This window comes from Pseudonocardia terrae, from assembly GCF_021343995.1.
In the GTDB taxonomy this organism is placed as follows: Bacteria; Actinomycetota; Actinomycetes; order Mycobacteriales; family Pseudonocardiaceae; genus Pseudonocardia; species Pseudonocardia terrae.
Genome location: NZ_JAJTTE010000003.1, coordinates 101,027 through 116,828, shown reverse-complemented (window position 1 = coordinate 116,828; position 15,802 = coordinate 101,027). Strand labels below are relative to the sequence as shown.

17 protein-coding genes and 2 tRNA genes are annotated in these 15,802 nt (G+C 72.3%); 7 read left to right on the top strand and 12 right to left on the bottom strand.

The window, feature by feature from the left end; genetic code table 11:
- Positions 1–30 precede the first annotated feature (30 nt).
- Positions 31–240 (top strand): hypothetical protein, encoded by a 210-nt coding sequence (locus LWC33_RS02955; RefSeq protein ID WP_233302628.1) that lies wholly within the window; start codon positions 31–33, stop codon positions 238–240.
- Here LWC33_RS02955 and LWC33_RS02950 read toward each other — a convergent pair.
- On the bottom strand, positions 204–932 hold the full coding sequence (locus tag LWC33_RS02950; RefSeq protein ID WP_233302627.1) for a TetR/AcrR family transcriptional regulator: 729 nt from the start codon (positions 930–932) through the stop codon (positions 204–206). The two genes, LWC33_RS02955 and LWC33_RS02950, sit on opposite strands and share 37 nt — an antisense overlap.
- A gap of 123 nt (positions 933–1,055) precedes the next feature.
- Here LWC33_RS02950 and LWC33_RS02945 point away from each other — a divergent pair, with 123 nt between their 5' ends.
- Positions 1,056–1,973, top strand: a complete 918-nt coding sequence (locus LWC33_RS02945; protein WP_233302626.1) for an NADP-dependent oxidoreductase — start codon at positions 1,056–1,058, stop codon at positions 1,971–1,973.
- A 321-nt stretch (positions 1,974–2,294) separates the two neighbouring features.
- Here LWC33_RS02945 and LWC33_RS02940 read toward each other — a convergent pair.
- From LWC33_RS02940 to LWC33_RS02925, 4 genes are all read right to left on the bottom strand, one after another.
- A tRNA-Arg gene (locus LWC33_RS02940) sits at positions 2,295–2,367 on the bottom strand.
- Positions 2,368–2,425: 58 nt separating this feature from the next.
- Positions 2,426–2,515 (bottom strand) — tRNA-Ser (locus LWC33_RS02935).
- A gap of 89 nt (positions 2,516–2,604) precedes the next feature.
- Positions 2,605–4,605 carry an acetoacetate--CoA ligase gene (locus tag LWC33_RS02930; protein WP_233302625.1) on the bottom strand — a complete coding sequence of 667 codons (2,001 nt, stop codon included), beginning with the start codon at positions 4,603–4,605 and terminating at the stop codon, positions 2,605–2,607.
- A gap of 65 nt (positions 4,606–4,670) precedes the next feature.
- Positions 4,671–5,357 carry a dienelactone hydrolase family protein gene (locus LWC33_RS02925; protein WP_233302624.1) on the bottom strand — a complete coding sequence of 229 codons (687 nt, stop codon included), beginning with the start codon at positions 5,355–5,357 and terminating at the stop codon, positions 4,671–4,673.
- A gap of 60 nt (positions 5,358–5,417) precedes the next feature.
- On the opposite strand from LWC33_RS02925, the gene hisC reads away from it, so the two are divergent.
- Both hisC and LWC33_RS02915 read left to right on the top strand, forming a co-directional pair.
- Complete coding sequence (gene hisC / locus LWC33_RS02920; protein WP_233302623.1) at positions 5,418–6,467, top strand: histidinol-phosphate transaminase; 1,050 nt, start codon at positions 5,418–5,420, stop codon at positions 6,465–6,467.
- Positions 6,468–6,578: 111 nt separating this feature from the next.
- Positions 6,579–6,974: a DUF4870 domain-containing protein gene (locus LWC33_RS02915; protein ID WP_233302622.1), complete on the top strand. Its 396-nt coding sequence runs from the start codon at positions 6,579–6,581 to the stop codon at positions 6,972–6,974.
- Between the two features lie 85 nt (positions 6,975–7,059).
- On the opposite strand, the gene LWC33_RS02910 is transcribed toward LWC33_RS02915, so the two are convergent.
- Positions 7,060–7,335, bottom strand: a complete 276-nt coding sequence (locus tag LWC33_RS02910) for a GlsB/YeaQ/YmgE family stress response membrane protein (RefSeq protein ID WP_233302621.1) — start codon at positions 7,333–7,335, stop codon at positions 7,060–7,062.
- Positions 7,336–7,489: 154 nt separating this feature from the next.
- Between LWC33_RS02910 and LWC33_RS35745 the strand changes: the two genes are divergently transcribed.
- Positions 7,490–7,912 carry a GlsB/YeaQ/YmgE family stress response membrane protein gene (locus tag LWC33_RS35745; protein WP_308190895.1) on the top strand — a complete coding sequence of 141 codons (423 nt, stop codon included), beginning with the start codon at positions 7,490–7,492 and terminating at the stop codon, positions 7,910–7,912.
- Between the two features lie 82 nt (positions 7,913–7,994).
- On the opposite strand, the gene LWC33_RS02900 is transcribed toward LWC33_RS35745, so the two are convergent.
- The gene (locus LWC33_RS02900; RefSeq protein ID WP_233302620.1) at positions 7,995–8,657 is read right to left on the bottom strand and encodes a response regulator transcription factor; all 663 of its coding nucleotides are present in this window, start codon (positions 8,655–8,657) and stop codon (positions 7,995–7,997) included.
- Between the two features lie 310 nt (positions 8,658–8,967).
- Between LWC33_RS02900 and LWC33_RS02895 the strand changes: the two genes are divergently transcribed.
- The gene (locus LWC33_RS02895; RefSeq protein WP_233302619.1) at positions 8,968–10,398 is read left to right on the top strand and encodes a glycoside hydrolase family 16 protein; all 1,431 of its coding nucleotides are present in this window, start codon (positions 8,968–8,970) and stop codon (positions 10,396–10,398) included.
- A 1-nt stretch (position 10,399) separates the two neighbouring features.
- Here LWC33_RS02895 and LWC33_RS02890 read toward each other — a convergent pair whose 3' ends face one another.
- On the bottom strand, positions 10,400–10,726 hold the full coding sequence (locus LWC33_RS02890) for a hypothetical protein (protein WP_233302618.1): 327 nt from the start codon (positions 10,724–10,726) through the stop codon (positions 10,400–10,402).
- A gap of 140 nt (positions 10,727–10,866) precedes the next feature.
- On the bottom strand, positions 10,867–11,424 hold the full coding sequence (locus tag LWC33_RS02885; protein WP_233302617.1) for an XRE family transcriptional regulator: 558 nt from the start codon (positions 11,422–11,424) through the stop codon (positions 10,867–10,869).
- A 58-nt stretch (positions 11,425–11,482) separates the two neighbouring features.
- On the opposite strand from LWC33_RS02885, the gene LWC33_RS02880 reads away from it, so the two are divergent.
- Positions 11,483–12,643 carry a benzoate/H(+) symporter BenE family transporter gene (locus tag LWC33_RS02880; RefSeq protein WP_233302616.1) on the top strand — a complete coding sequence of 387 codons (1,161 nt, stop codon included), beginning with the start codon at positions 11,483–11,485 and terminating at the stop codon, positions 12,641–12,643.
- On the opposite strand, the gene LWC33_RS02875 is transcribed toward LWC33_RS02880, so the two are convergent.
- The 3 genes from LWC33_RS02875 to LWC33_RS02865 form a co-directional block, all read right to left on the bottom strand.
- Positions 12,636–13,139, bottom strand: coding sequence for a hypothetical protein (locus LWC33_RS02875; RefSeq protein ID WP_233302615.1), 504 nt, complete (start codon positions 13,137–13,139; stop codon positions 12,636–12,638). The genes LWC33_RS02880 and LWC33_RS02875 overlap by 8 nt on opposite strands.
- Positions 13,140–13,289: 150 nt before the next feature.
- Complete coding sequence (locus tag LWC33_RS02870; RefSeq protein ID WP_233302614.1) at positions 13,290–15,308, bottom strand: M3 family metallopeptidase; 2,019 nt, start codon at positions 15,306–15,308, stop codon at positions 13,290–13,292.
- Positions 15,309–15,422: 114 nt separating this feature from the next.
- Positions 15,423–15,794 (bottom strand): hypothetical protein, encoded by a 372-nt coding sequence (locus LWC33_RS02865; protein WP_233302613.1) that lies wholly within the window; start codon positions 15,792–15,794, stop codon positions 15,423–15,425.
- Positions 15,795–15,802 lie beyond the last annotated feature (8 nt).

Below are 15,802 nucleotides of genomic sequence, written 5' to 3'. Positions count from 1 at the left end.
TCCGGCCGCAGCGGGGACCCGCTCTACCGGGTGCGACGCACCCTGCGGACCCGCCTGGCGCTGCTGTCCGACCGGCAGCGTGCTCGGCTCGAGGCGGTGTTCACCCACGACGACCACGTCGCGATCTCGGTGACCTGGTTGGTGCATTTCGCCTGCTACGGCGACGACGAGTTGTTCATCGGCGGGCATCCGAGCAGCGTGGATCAGCCGGACGTGACCGTTGAGCTCAGCGACTGGTGAGTGTGCGGTGGCCGGCCGGGCTGCTCGGGCTGGGCCTCAGTGACATCTCCGAGTACGTCGGCAGCAGGGGGCATCGCGAATGTCTGCACGTGGTCGATGGCTGCCCGCAGGGCGTCTTTCAGCGGGGCGATGTCGCGGGCGACCTGGGCGAGGAGCATGCCACCCTGAAAGGCGGAGAGCAGGAGATAGGCCAGTCGGGTGGGATCGGCCTCAGTGCTGATGCGGCCGAGTCTCTGCATCCGTTCGAGTCCATCCCGGAAGATGTCTCTCCACTGCTCGAACGCGTTCGCGAGTTCCGCGTGAACGTCGAGGTCGGTCTTGATGATCTCGCCGGCGAGCGAGCCGAGGCTGCAGCCTTCCTGGTAGGAGCGCTCGTAGGCGATGTAGACGCCCGCCCATTCCCGAAGCGAGTCGAGGCTGTCGAAGTGGGTGAACCGCTCGCTGCGATGGAACGTGAGGACGCGCTCGGCCTGCCATTCGATGACCGCGAGGACAAGGCTCTCCTTGGTCGGGAAGTAGTGGTTGAGCTGCGACCCGCTGACGCCGGCGGCGCGACGGAGCTGCTCGTTGTTCGTCGCGTGGACGCCCTTGGTGTAGATGAGCTCCGCGGCGTGCTCGAGGATGCGGGCTCGGGTCGCCCGCCCCTTGTCCGTGAGCTTCTGCGGCACCCGAGCTTCCGTTGCGGCTTCCATGACCCACACGATAACCCAAATTGGGCTTGACAGCCCACACTCGCGTCGTGTTGACTGCCGCCAGTGGGCTAGCAAGCCCAAAACGGCGCACAGTGCCGGCGAGCACCCGATACGGAGGCACCCATGAAGGCAGTCGTCGCGATGGATCAGGCCGCGGAAGCGGCCGGGATCACGCTGGCGGAGCGGCCCGAGCCGACGCCGGCGATCAACGACGTCGTCGTTGAAGTCCACGCGTCGGGCTTCGTCCCCGCAGAGTGGGAGTGGCCCTCGACGTGGGTCGATCGCTCCGGTCACGATCGCGTCCCGGCGATCATCGGCCATGAGTTCGCCGGAGTGGTCTGCTCCCTCGGCTACGGCACGACGGGACTCTCCCTGGGACAGCGAGTGTTCGGGATCACGGACTGGCACCGCGACGGAACGCTGGCCGAGTACGCGGCCGTGGAGGCACGCAACCTTGCGCCGCTGCCGGGGAACGTCGACTTCACGCTGGGTGCGAGTCTGCCGATCTCCGGCCTGACCGCGTGGCAGGGCCTGTTCCAGCACGGTCGCCTCCAGGCGGGGCAGAGCCTCCTCGCCCACGGCGCCGCCGGCGCCGTCGGATCTGTGGTGACGCAGCTCGCCCGGGAGTTCGGCGCCCACGTCATCGGTACCGGTCGGGCGGCGGACCGCCAGGCCGCGCTCGACTTCGGCGCGAACGAGTTCCTCGATCTCGACCACGAGGATCTCGACGACATCGGCAGGGTCGACCTGGTCTTCGATGTCATCGGCGGTGATGTCCAAAGGCGCTCGGCCGGCATCATCCGGCCTGGCGGAACGCTGGTGTCGGTGGTCGGACCTGTTGAGGCTCGCCCCGTCGACGGCTTGGCGGTCGACTTCGTCGTCGAGTCCGTTCCGGGTCAGCTGGTGGAGATCGTCGACCGGGTGCGAGACGGGCGCCTTCGCACGCACGTCGGAACCCTCGCGACCCTCGACGAGGCCATCCCCGCGCTCAACCCGACCGAGCGGCGCAAGGGCAAGACCGTCATTCGCGTGCGGCCCTGAGCGCCCCGGAGCTTCTCAGCCTCCTTCTGGGCCGCCTGCTCCGAGCGTGCGTTGCCCGGCAGCTCGATCGGGACGCTGTCCGTGAGGATGATCCGCTCGCCCTGTGCTGGGGTCCTCGCCGGCCGACACGCGCACCTGGAACCTGTCGCGCATCCGGCGGACGCTGCCCCGTTGCCGCGGCTTCGGCGGCTCCTGCACGGCGGTCACAAACTGGAAGCTGGGAACGCATGTGGATCAGACCGTGGATCGCGATCCACTTCGGCGACTCGGAACGAGGCGGGCCCTGACCATACGTACTGGTCAGGGCCCGAGTCCGTGCTGTGCGCCCGAAGGGATTCGAACCCCTAACCTTCTGATCCGTAGTCAGATGCTCTATCCGTTGAGCTACGGGCGCGTGCCGTGTTCAGTTATACAACCTGGCCGAACCGACCCGGGAGTCGGCCCTACCGGTGCGGAGGCTCCGGGATTTGAACCCGGGATGGGGGGTTACCCCAAACCGCATTAGCAGTGCGGCGCCATAGACCAGACTAGGCGAAGCCTCCCGGGGCCTCTCGGCCTCCAGCGGGACCAAGAGTACACACGGCCCGGAGGGGGTTCGCACCCCACCCCGGGTCCGCGTTCCGGCACGCCCTCAGCGGGGCGCGTCGGCCAGCTCGAGGAAGGGGGCGAGGGCGTCCGGGTTCTGCAGCGCACCCTTGCTCACCGCCTTGTCCGGGCTGACGCCGGCGAGGATCTTCTTGACCGGGACCTCGCACTTCTTGCCGTTCAGGGTGCGCGGCACGGCGTCGACGACCACGAACCGGTCCGGCACGTGCCGGGGCGAGAGCTCGCTGCGCAGCGCCTTGCGCAGCCTCGGCTCGACGTCCTCCAGCGACGCCCCCGGGGCCAGCACGAGGAAGCACAGCAGCGCGCCCTCCTCCCTCGCGCCCAACGCGGTGGTGTCGATCACAAGGGAGTCGGCGACCTCCTCGAAGCCCTCGACGACGGCGTAGAAGTCCGCGGTGCCCATCCGGACCCCGCCGCGGTTGAGGGTGGAGTCCGAGCGGCCGTAGATCACGAAGGAGCCGCGCGGGGTGGCCCGCACCCAGTCCCCGTGCCGCCAGATTCCGGGGTACATCTCGTAGTAGGCCTCGCGCAGCCGGCTGCCGTCCGGGTCGTTCCAGAACCTCACCGGCATGGACGGCATCGGCTGGGTGATGACGAGCTCGCCCACCTCGACCGGATCAGCACTGACGAGATCCTCGCCACGTTCGTCGAACGAGTGCACGTCCGCCCCGAGCGCCGCGACCGACAGCTCGCCCAGCCACACCGGCACGGTCGGGGCCGAGCACACGAACGCCGCGCAGACGTCCGTACCGCCGGACACCGAGCAGATCTGGATGTGCTCGCCGCAGGCCTCGGCGATCCAGCGGAAGCCCTCCACGGACAGCGGGGAGCCGGTGGAGCCGAGCGCCCGCATCCGGGACAGGTCGTAGGAGTCCCGCGGCCGCAGGCCCTTCTTCAGGCAGGACTGCACGAAGGGCGCCGACACCCCGAACACCGTGACGCCGTGCTTCTCGGCCAGCGCCCAGAGGGCGCCGAGGTCGGGGAATCCGGGGTTGCCGTCGAACAGCAGGATCGTCGATCCGACGAGAAGCCCGCCGACCAGGAAGTTCCACATCATCCAGCCGGTGGTGGTGAACCAGAAGAAGGTCTCCCCCGGCCCCAGGTCGTTCTGCAAGCGCATGGCCTTGAGGTGCTCGAGCACGATCCCGCCGTGGCTGTGCACGATGCCCTTGGGCAGGCCCGTGGTGCCCGACGAGTAGAGCACCCACAGCGGGTGGTCGAAGGGCACCGCCTCGAACTCCAGCGGCCCCGCCTCGGCGGTGAACTCCGCCCAGGGCGTGGTGCCCTCCAGCGTCGCCTCCGGGTCGAGGTAGGGCACCAGCACGGTCCGCCGCACGGTCGGCAGCTGCTCCTGCAGCGCAGCGACGGTGTTGCGGATGTCGAAGGCCTTGCCGTTGTAGCGGTAGCCGTCGACGGCCAGCAGAACGACCGGCTCGATCTGGGCGAAGCGGTCGTGCACCGCCCGCGCGCCGAAGTCCGGCGAGCACGAGGACCACACGGCTCCCAGTGAGGCCGCCGCGAGGAACGTGACCAGGGTCTCGACCGAGTTCGGGGCCAGCGCCACCACCCGGTCCCCCTCGGCGACGCCCGCGGCGACCAGCCCGGCGCGGGCACGGGCGACCTGGTCGCGCAGCTCGGCGTGGGTGACGGTGCGCTCCAGCCCGTCCTCGCGGGCGAACACCACCGCGGTGTCGGCGTCCTCACGCCCGGGGCCCGGGGTGAGCGCGTGCTCGGCGTAGTTCAGCGTGGCGCCCGGGAACCACTCCGCGCCGGGCATCTCCCGCGAGCCCAGCACCGCCGTCGGCTCGTCCCGGAAGATCACTCCGAGGAACTCCGCCGCCGCGGCCCAGAACCCCTCCAGGTCGCGCACCGACCAGGCGTGCAGCTCCGCGTAGTCGGTGTCCGACCCCAGCTCGACGCCCTTGTGCTCCTGCACCCATCGGGCGAACTCCGCGATCGCGGTGCGACCGGCCTGCTCCGGTGACGGGGACCAGAGGACCTCGGGGACGTCGGCGTCGAGAGTCATGGCGTCATCGTCGCCGACGCCGTGGGAGCGGGCCACCCCCGTGTGACCAGGGCGGCGTGCGGGGTTCAGCGCAGGTGCGAGTCGAACCAGTTGAGCATGCGCTGCCAGGCGTCGGCGGCCGTGGCGGGGTCGTCGTCGAAACGGTGGCCGGAGCCCGGGTAGGTGACGAGGTCGGCGGCGACCTCGGACTCGCGCGCGGCGTCGAGCAGCCGGTCCAGCTCGGCCTTGTCGTCCCGGTCGCCGTAGATGCCCAGCCAGGGGCAGGTCAGGCCGGGCGCGGCGGCCACCAGCGCGGGCAGCGGGCCCACCGGCTCGTCGATCCCGCCGCCCCCCACGGTGACCGCGGCGCCCAGCCTGCGCCGCGCCGCCACCAGCAGCGCGACGCTGCCGCCGAGGTCGAAGCCGATGACACCCATGCGGTCCGGTGGGACGTCGTGGTCGGCGAGCCAGCCGAAGGCGGTGTCGGTGTCCGCCATCACCTGCTCGCCGTCGAGCCGGGCGACGTGGTCGGCCACCTGGTCCTCGGCGCCGTCGAGCTCGTCGGCCCCGTCGCGGTGGTAGAGGTGGGGCGCGACGACCAGCCAGCCGTCGCCGGCGATCCCCTCGACCAGCCGGCGCACGGTGTCGGTCACCCCGCGCGCCTCGTGCAGGACGACGATGCCGCCGCGGGCCGGGCCCTCGGGTTCCGCGACCGTGAGGCGCAGGTCGGAGCCGTCGACCAGGGGCACCGCCTCGGTGCGGATCTCGCTCATGTGGACAGCCTTCCACGACTGCGGCGCACGCCGGGGACGGGGCGGGTTACCGTGACGCACATGACGCCGATCCGCCCCGACCTGGACACACTGCCCGCCTACGTTCCTGGCCGGGCGATCCCCGGGGCGATCAAGCTGGCGAGCAACGAGGTCGCGCTCCCCCCGACCGCACCGGTGCTGGCGGCGATCGCCGAGGCCGCGGCCGCGGGCAACCGGTACCCCGACCTGGCCGTCGTCGCGCTGAGCGAGCGGCTCGCCTCGGAGCTCGACGTCACGCCGGACCGGATCGCGGTGGGCTGCGGCTCGGTCAGCCTCTGCCAGCAGCTCGTGCAGATCACCTGCCGGGAGACCACGGACGAGGTCCTCTACGCGTGGCGGTCCTTCGAGGCCTACCCGATCGTGACCCAGATCGGGAACGCCCGCGCCGTCACCGTGCCGCTCGACGGCGACTTCCGGCACGACCTCGAGGCCATGGCCGCGGCCGTCACCCCGCGCACCCGGCTCGTGTTCGTCTGCAGCCCGAACAACCCCACCGGCACCGTGGTGCACCGGGAGGAGTTCGAGCGGTTCATGGACGCGGTGGGTCCCGACGTCGTCGTGGCCCTCGACGAGGCCTACCACGAGTACGTCACGGACCCCGAGGCCGTGGACGGGCTGCCCCTGATCGACCGCTACCCGAACCTGGTGGTGCTGCGGACCTTCTCCAAGGCCTACCGGCTGGCGGGCCTGCGGGTCGGCTACGCCGTCACCGCGCCGGAGATCGCGACGGCGCTGAAGAAGGTCTGCGCGCCCTTCAGCATCAGCACCGTGGCCCAGGCGGGGGCGATCGCGGCCCTGGACCACGCGACCGAGCTGCTGGCGGCGTGCAAGGAAGCCGTGGGCGAACGGGTCCGGGTGCGCGAGGCGTTGCTCGCGGCCGGCTTCACGGTGCCGCACACCCAGTCGAACTTCGTGTGGCTCTCGCTCGGCGAGCGGACCGCGGACTTCGCGGCGCACTGCCTGGACCACAAGGTGGTGGTCAGGCCGTTCCACCCGGACGGGGTGCGGGTCACCGTCACCACGCCGGAGGAGGACGACCGGTTCCTCGAGGCCGCCCGCACGTTCTCCTGACCCGAGCCTTCTCCGGACCCCGAGCCTTCTCCGGACCCCGGGGTCCTTCGACCCGGTATCTCCGGGCATTTCCCCGATGTCGGAGCCGCGGTGCGGGTGTTCACTGCCGGTATGAGCAGCAACTCGCCGTACGAGTACCCCGGCGACCACCCCGGCGGCGCCCCTCTCGTGCCGCGCGACGACGAGCGCAACTGGGCCATGGCCGCGCACGTGCTCAGCTTCGTGTCCGCCTGGTTCGCACTCGGCCTGTTCGCGCCGCTGATCGTGCTGCTGGTGAAGGGCGGCGACTCGGCCTACGTGCGCCGACACTCGGTCGAGTCGCTGAACTTCCAGATCAACGCCCTGGTGTGGACGGTCGTGTTCGGCATGCTGATCTTCGTGGGTATCGGGTTGATCCTGCTGCCGCTCTACGGGGTGTTCTACGTCGCCTGCGTGGTGATGGGGACGGTCCGGGCCTCGCAGGGCACGGACTTCCGCTACCCGCTCACGCTGCGCCTCGTCCACTGAGCTGAGTCCCTAAGCACACGCAACGGGCCCGCCCCGTAGGGCGGGCCCGTCGGGCGTGCGTGCGGTGGGAGTGGTGCGCCAGTAGTCAGTGCCGTGCGCCGCGCCTCGCCCACAGGCCCGAGACGATCACGACAAGGATCACTGCCACCACGATCTGCAGGATGATCTCGATCCAGTCGATCCCCGAGGTGTTCACGACGTGGAAGGCCCGCGCGATCGCCGAGCCGACGAACGCGCCGACCAGGCCGATGACAAGAGTCAGCCAGATCGGGATGTTCTGCTTGCCCGGTACGAGCAACCGGGCAACCGCGCCGATGATGAGGCCGATGATGATCGCGCTGATGATGCCGGTGATGGTCATATCGCTCTCCCGACTCTGAGTGCAGGGCCACCCCCGCGGTCGCCCCCCGGGCGTCTGCCTAGCACAGCGCGGGGGCCGCGGCCTCCCGGAAGGACGGTCGGGACCGAAGCGTTATCTCTCGTTCCGTCGCAGGGCAGGAAGTACACCCGGACGGATGACCACGGTGGGCCCAGCAGACCTGTCGGAAGGCCCGAACGGGACGAATATCGTCACCGTCCGTTTACGGCTCCCGATCATCGGGCACCCGTTCCTCGACCACATCGGACACGCTCCGGAGAACCCGGCGCGATCGCAGGAGGAAGCAATGGGTGTCATCGGTTGGATCATCGTCGGGCTCATCGTCGGCGCCCTCGCGAAGCTGATCATGCCGGGCAAGGACCCGGGCGGCATCATCGTCACCTGCATCATCGGGATCGTGGGCGGCCTGCTGGGCGGGTGGATCAGCTCCGCCCTGTTCGGCGTCGACACGGGCAGCTTCTTCGACCTGCGCACCTGGGTGATCGCCCTGATCGGGTCGCTGGTGCTGCTCGGCATCTACCGGCTCGTCGTCGGTCGGCGCACGCGCACCCACGCATAACGCGAGCCGTCGCTCGGCACACGACGGCGCCCGCCCGGCGAACCCGGGACGGGCGCCGTCGTACGTCCGGGGCCGCTCCGGCTCAGCCCTCGAGCACGTACCCGGCCCCGCGGACCGTGCGGATCCGCTCCGGGCCGATCTTGCGCCGCAGGTAGGAGATGTAGACCTGGACGAGGTTGGGCGAGGCCGGTTCGCGCCACACCTGGTTGGCCAGCTCCTCGTGCGAGACCGTCGCTCCCGGCTCGGTGAGCAGGGCCGTGAGCAGCGAGAACTCGGTGGGCGACAGCGACACCGGGCTGCCGTCGACCGTCACCTCGCCGAGCTCGGTGTCGACCACCAGCTCGCCGCGGCGGATCAGCGTGTGCCCGACGGCACCGGTGAGCCGCAGCCGCAGCCGGATCCGCGCGGACAGCTCGTCGACGGAGAAGGGGCGCAGGACGTAGTCGTCCCGATCGCTGCGCAGCTGGGCGATCACGGCGTTGCGACGCTCACGCGGGGTGAGCACCACCACCGGCACGCTCGGCGACTCGGCGTGGACCGCCGCGAGGACGGCGGCGTGCTCGGGTCCGGGGAGATCGACGTCGAGCACCAGGAGGGCCGGCGGGGCGGCACGGATCGTGTCGAGGACGGCGATGCCGTCGCCGGCGAGATCGGCGCGCATCCCCTCCGCACGGAGGGAGCGCAGCACCGACGCGGACGCGGCGGTCGGGGGCAGCGCCACGAGGACGGGGGCGTACGGGGGCACGGACGCTCGAGCCGTCGCCTGAGACGGCACGAAGACGGACGCACCCCCCGGGGGAGCAGCGGGGAGCATCGCGGACAAGCTTGACGGGAAAGCCCTCCGATCACAATCCGTCAACAGTTCGAACGGCGTGTACCGGTCCGACGAGCGGCTCTCCCTGAGAGTCGTGCTGCTCCGAACGGAGCAGTACCTCCGGGAATTCCGGGGAGAGCGGGGCGCTCCGGCGCCGCTCGACGACCTGTCGGCGCGCTGAGGCAACCTCGGCTCTCAGCTTCGCCCCGTCGTCACGGCGTTGCTCCATATGGTCATGATCATGCGACGGAAACCCTCCGCCGCGGAGGACCGGCTCGACCCCCGCGAGCTGGTCGCCCGACTCTCCGCGGAGCACGGCTCCCCCACCGGCCGGTCGGGCCGCTCGGCGCACCGGCGGCACGCCGCCGGCGCCACGGCCACGATCCCCGCGCCGGGCTCCGCCGACGGCCACGACTCCGACACCGACTTCAGCCCCGCCTTCGACTCCGGACCGGACGAGTCGCAGCGCGAGCCCGCGCTGCTGACGCACACGTCGTCGCTCTCCGCGGCCCGGGTCGATCCCGAGGGGGCAGGGCCACCACCGATCAGCCCGATCACCGGGATGCCGGTGGTCACGGCGGCCGACATCATCGCGGGCCCGCCCCCGAGCGTGCCCGACGGACCGGACACCACCGGCCCGGACAGCCCTGGCCCGGACGACTCCGCGGACGGCACCCACATCGAGCGGGAGGCCCCCGAACCCCGCCGCGGCCGCCGCCGCGCCCCGCGCTCGGCCCTGCGCCGCTGGGCCCCGCTCACCGTGGGCCTGGCCGCGGTCCTCGTCGCGGCCGCGGTCGCCTGGCTGCTGCGCCCCGTCTCCGACGACGGCCCCGACCTGGCCACGTCGCTGACCTCGTCGGACACGGCGCAGGGCACACCGGACGCACCCTCGACCGGCGTCGCGGCCGTCCCGGCCCCCGGCGCGCTGAGCCAGGCGGTGGACTCGGCGCGCCGGCACGCCACCACGACCACGCGGCCACCGGCGGCGAACCCGGCGAACCCTGGGACCGGCCCGGCCCGGGCGCGAGGTCCGGTCGCCACGGGCGACGGCAGCACGGCCGCCGGCCGGCTGGGCTGGACGTCGATCGGCGGCGACGAGTTCTCGGGTGGCCTCGACAAGTGGGGTCTGTACGACGGCGCGGGTCACGGCGGCAACGGCCGGCGCACCCCCGACGCCGTCTCCACCTCGGGCGGGATCCTCACGATCCGCGGCGACTCGAACGGCAACACCGGCGGGATGGCGTTCAACGACAGCCGCCAGTACGGCCGGTACGAGATGCGCGCCAAGTTCCCGGCGGGCGACTCGCAGTACCACCCCGTGCTGATCCTCTGGCCGAGCGACATCGAGTGGCCGCGCGGCGGCGAGATCGACTTCGCCGAGACGGACAGCGCCTCGAACGGGGTGTCGTTCTTCCTGCACTACGGCGCGGACAACAACCAGAAGTCCGCGAACCGGAAGATCGACATCACCCAGTGGCACAACTACGCCGTGGAGTGGACGCCCAACGGGATCACCGGCTACCTCGACGGGCAGCAGTGGTTCTCCAGCACCGACCGGGCCACCCTTCCGCCGGGCACGATGCACCCCACCATCCAGCTCGACTACTTCCCGGACGGCGGCTCCCCGCGCCCGACCGAGATGCAGGTCGACTGGCTGCGCATCTACTCGTGAGCTACTCCCGGCGGATCAGCCGGACCACGTCGTCGACGCGCGGCTCGAGCAGCGCCCACCCGTCCCGGAGCAGCTGCTGGGGCCGCCCGTCGGCGAGCTGCCAGATCACGGCCGCCCCGGTCAGCACGGCGAGGACGACCAGTGCGAGCAGCAGCCGGCCGAACCGGGCCCGGCGGATCCGGCTGCGATGCCGGGCGGCTGACTCGGCCCAGGTCCGCGGCCCGCGGGTGCGGGGTGCCAGCCGGAGGGCCCGCTCCGCGGGGCGCTGCACGGCACCGCGGACGGACAGGCTGTCGTCGGGCAGGGTCCGGCGCGGCTGCAGGCTCATGGCGGTCCATCCGGCGGCGGGTCGGTCCTCACTCTGTCGAGCCGATCTCAGGCTGCGTTAACCGTCACATCAGCCCGAACGTGGTCCTGAGCAGCCGTTTCACCCGCAGTGACCGGCCAGTCCCGCTGCGTGCGGTCGCGCTACGTGGGGTAGCGGATCAGCAGCGAGGCGTGCACGTCCTCCGGTCCGACGGCGGCGTATCCGTGAGGAGCGTCGGCGGCCCACTCGAGATACGCGCCCGGCCCCGCCACCCCCGGCGCGTCGAGCTGCCCGGCCTGGAGCTCGCCCGCGAACACCGTCGCGTGCTCCGTGACGCCGGGGTGGTGGGCCGGCGAGGCCTGTTCGGCCCCGGCGGGGATCCGCATCCGGTAGAGCTCGTAGGTGGCCGGGCCGTCGTCGAACACCCGCAGCAGCTCCATGTCGACCGCCGCGCCGCGGATGCGCGGACTGCCGCCGCCCACGACGAGCGCGGTCAGCGCCACGCCGAGCGCGGCGGCCACTGCGTGCAACGTGTCCAGGGTGGGGTTGCGGGTGCCGGCCTCGAGCCCGGAGAGCGTGGCCTTGCCGACGGACGCACGGCGGGCCAGCTCCGACAGCGACATCCCCCGCTCCGTCCGCAGGGCCCGCACGCGCGGGCCGACGTGGGCGGCGCCGCCGGGCAGGGCCGGCGCCGACTCGCTTGCCGCCGTCGAGTCCACGCGGTTATCGTCCCATCCCGCTGGCGTTCCGTAAACGGAACGGTCGGGAGGAGGCGCGGTGCGCGGGATCGCACGACCGGTGCTGGCGGGCGTGGTGACGGCGATCGTCGGCTTCGGCGGCTCGTTCACCGTGGTGCTCACGGGGCTCCGGGCGGCCGGCGCCTCCGAGGCGCAGGCGGCGTCGGGGCTGCTGGCGGTCGCGGTCGGGTCCGGGATCGTCGCGCTCGTGCTGGGCCTGCGGACCCGCATGCCCGTGAGCATCGCGTGGTCGACGCCGGGTGCGGCGCTGCTGATCTCCTCGGGTGTTCCGGAGGGCGGGTTCCCGGCGGCCGTCGGCGCGTTCCTGCTGTGCGGCGCGCTGATCGTCGTCGCCGGGCTGGTCCGACCGCTCGGCCGGCTCATCGCCGCGATCCCCGGGCCGATCGCCGCCGCGATGCTGGCCGGGGTGCTGCTCGACCTCTGCCTCGCGCCGGTCCGGGCCCTGCACGACGTGCCGCTGCTGGCCGCGCCCGTGATCGTCGTCTGGGCGCTGGTGGCCCGGTTCGCCCGGCAGTGGGCGGTGCCGGCCGCGTTGGTCGTGGCGATCGCGGGCATCGCGCTGACCGGGCCGGGCCTCGGCGGGAGCGACCTGGCGCCACGGCTGGAGTGGACCACGCCGGTGTTCACGCCGTCGGCACTGATCGGGATCGGGCTGCCGCTGTTCCTGGTCACGATGGCCTCGCAGAACGTGCCGGGGATGGCGGTGATGGCGCAGTACGGGTTCGTGCCGCGGTTGCGCGGGATCCTCGTCGCGACGGGGCTCGCCACCCTCGGCGCCGCCTCCTTCGGCGGGCATGCGGTCAACCTGGCCGCGATCAGCGCGGCGCTGGCCGCAGGGCCCGACGCCGATCCGGACCCCGACCGGCGGTGGATCGCCTCGGTCACGGCCGGGCTGGGTCTGGCGGTGCTGGGCCTCGGGTCGGGGCTGGCCACCGCGTTGCTGCTGCTCTCCCCGCCCGTCCTGGTCGAGGCCGTGGCGGGACTGGCCCTGCTGGGCGCGCTGGCCGGCGCGGTGACGTCGGCCGTCGCGCAGCCGGAGGGCCGGGAGGCGGCGATCGTGACGTTCGTGGTCACCGCCGCCGGGGTGTCGTTCCTCGGTCTGGGTTCGGCGTTCTGGGGCCTGCTCGCCGGCGGCGCGATGCTGCTCCTGCACCGGCGCCGCACCCGGACGGTCAGCTGAGGAGTGTCGCCAGCCGGGCGTCGGACTCGGCGAGGGCCGCGCGGTCGTAGGTCGAGGAGCTCACCAGCAGTTCGTCGGCCCGGGTGCGGGTGAGGAGCGCGTCGAGCCGCGCGGCGACCGTCGCCTCGTCGCCGACGATCGTGCGCCGCAGTGCTCCTTCCACCGTGGCCCGTTGCCGGTCGGTAAGCGGCCGGTCCGGATCGGACGGCTCCAGCGGCGGGAACTCCCCGGTGCTGTGCGCGGCGGCCAGCGCCCAGGCCTCCGGTAGGGCGAGCTCCGCGTCGCCGACGAGCACGTCGAGCGACACGACGACGTACGCCCGCTCCCCGGCCCGGTCGCGGTAGTCCGCGAGCGCCTCGGCACCCGCCGGGGTGTCGTCGAGCACCGGGCCACCGACGACGACGGGGAACCCCAGGTCTCCGGCCACCGCCAACCCCTTGCCCGTGGCCAGCACGAACAGCGGGACCGGGGCGTCGAGCCGCGGGCGGGCGGTCACCGGTGCGGTGCCGTCGAGAAGGGCACGGAGCTTCCCGCGAGTCGGGCTCTGGGCTCCCGCGAGTCGGGCTCTGGGCTCCCGCGAGTCGGGGTGTGAGCCTCGGGCGGCGTGCTCAGCGACCCCGACCCGCCGAGGCCCAACTCGCGGGAGTCAGGTCAGGTTGCGGCGCTCCAGGAGCGGGCGGATCTCGGGGTCGCGGCCGCGGAAGGCGCGGTAGGCCTCCATCGCGTCCACGCTGCCGCCCTTCGACAGCAGCTCGCGGCGGAAGTGGTCGCCGTTCTCCCGGCGCGACCCGCAGTTCTCCTCGAACCACGTGACCGTGTCCGCGTCGAGGACCTCGGACCAGATGTAGGAGTAGTAGCCGGCCGAGTACCCGCCCGCGAAGACGTGGTTGAAGTAGGTGCTGCGGTAGCGCGGCGGCACGAGCGGGTGCGCGATCCCGGCCTTGCGCAGCGCCTCGGTCTCGAAGGCCAGCACGTCCTCGACCGTGTCGTCGACGCTGAGCGTGTGCCAGGCCTGGTCCAGCAGTGAGGCCGCGAGGTACTCGGTGGTCCGGTAGCCCTCGCCGTAGGCCCGGCTGGCCAGCAGCTTCTCCAGCAGCTCGGGCGGCAGCGGCTCGCCGGTCTCGTGGTGGCGCGCGTAGCGGCCGAGGATCTCCGGGCGCTCCAGCCACATCTCGTTGACCTGCGACGGGAACTCGACGAAGTCCCGGGGCACGGACGTCCCGGAGAAGGTCGGGTACCGGACGGCCGAGAACAGCCCGTGCAGCGCGTGCCCGAACTCGTGGAAGAGGGTGCGGACCTCGTCGATCGTCAGCAGCGTGGGCTCGCCCTCGGCCGGCTTGGCGATGTTGAGCGTGTTCATCACGACGGGCCGGGTGCCGAGCAGCTCGGCCTGCGACACCAGCGCGTTCATCCACGCGCCACCGCGCTTCGACTCGCGGGCGTAGTAGTCGCCTCCGTAGAGGCCGAGCGGCGTGCCGTCGGCGTCGAACACCTCCCAGTACCGGACGTCCGGGTGGTAGGTCGGCAGGTCGTGCCGCTCGTGGAACTGGATCCCGTACAGCTCCTCGGCCGCGTGGAACACGCCGTGCTGCAGCACCCGCTCGAACTCCAGGTACGGGCGCAGGAGCGCGGCGTCGACCTCGTACCGCTCCCGCCGCACCCGCTCGGCGTAGAACGCCCAGTCCCACGGCTCGAGCGCGTGCCCGGCGAGCGCGGCGAGGTCGGCGGCCTCCGCGTCGGCGTTGCGCATCGCGGGCGGGGCGAGGTCGGCGAGCATACTGGCGACGGCGTCGACCGAGCCGGCGGTGTTGTCGTCGATCACGTAGGCGGCGTGGCTCGGGAAGCCCAGCAGCCGCGCCCGTTCCGCCCGCAGCGCCGCGAGCCGCAGCACGACGTCCCGGGTGTCGTTCTCGTCGCCCCGCGCGCCGCGTCCGATCGAGGCCTCGAAGATCTCCCGGCGCAGCTCGCGGTCGGTGAGCGACTCGAGCACGGGCTGCCCGGTCGGCAGCACGAGCGTGATCAGGAAGCCGCTGCCGTGCCCGCGGTCCGCCGCCGCGGCGGCCGCGGCCGAGATCGCGGTCGGCGACATCCCGTCGAGCTTGGCGACGTCGTGGACGTGCACCGCCGCCGCGTTCGCCCCGGCGAGCAGCCGGGCGCTGAAGGTCGTGGACAGCGAGGACAGCTCGGAGTTGATCGCGCTGAGCCGCTCCTTGTCGGCCTCGCCGAGCTCGGCCCCGGCCCGGACGGCGTCGCGGTGGTGGCGTTCGAGCAGCCGCAGCGACTCCGGGTCGAGGGCCAGCTCCTCCCGCTTCCCGTGCAGCTCCGCGATCCGCGCGAACAGCCGCGGATCCAGCGCGATCGCGTCGGCGTGGACGGCGAGCATCGGCGCGACGGCCGCGCGCACCTCCTCGATCCTCGGGGTGGTGTGCGCCCCGGCGCGACTGAAGAAGACCCGCGAGACCCGGTCGAGCGTGCGGCCCGAGAGCTCGAGCGCCTCGATCGTGTTGGCGAAGGTCGGCGGGCCGGACTCGAGGACCGCCTGCACCTCGGCGCGCTGCTCCGCCATCCCCGCCTCGAACGCCGGCAAGTAGTCCTCGTCGGTGACCGCCGCGAAGTCCGGGAGGCCGTAGGGCAGCTCGCTCGGCGCGAGGAAGGGGTTCGCCATCCCCTCACGCTAGCCCGGGCCGGGGCGTCGGAGAGCCGGGAACGCGGCGCCACCCATCGCTCGGTGCCCGGCACATCGGACCGGGCACCGAGCGGCCGTGCAGGTCGGGGTGGATCACCAGAGCGCCTGGACCACCATACCGTCGTGCAGGGTGGAGACCCGGTTGCGCCTGCTCCACTCCATGAACGCGGGCAGGTCCTCCCAGCTCTCCATCGCCTGCCGCCAGTGCTCGGGCACCCCCGCCGGCCCCTGGTAGATCTCGTTGAGCACGAAGATCGTGTTGCCCGTCGGCGCGGAGTTCGGGTCGACGGGGTCGGACAGCTCGGGCCCCTTGGAGATCGTGTAGGAGAGCAGCGCCTCCTCACCCGAACGCGGGTGCCCGGTCATCCACTTCGCGTGACTGGTGAAGATGCGGTCGCCCTCCGCGACCTCGTCCGGGCCGACCGTCCACATGACGACGATGTTCGTCCTGCCCGTCTCCGACATCGGTGTCC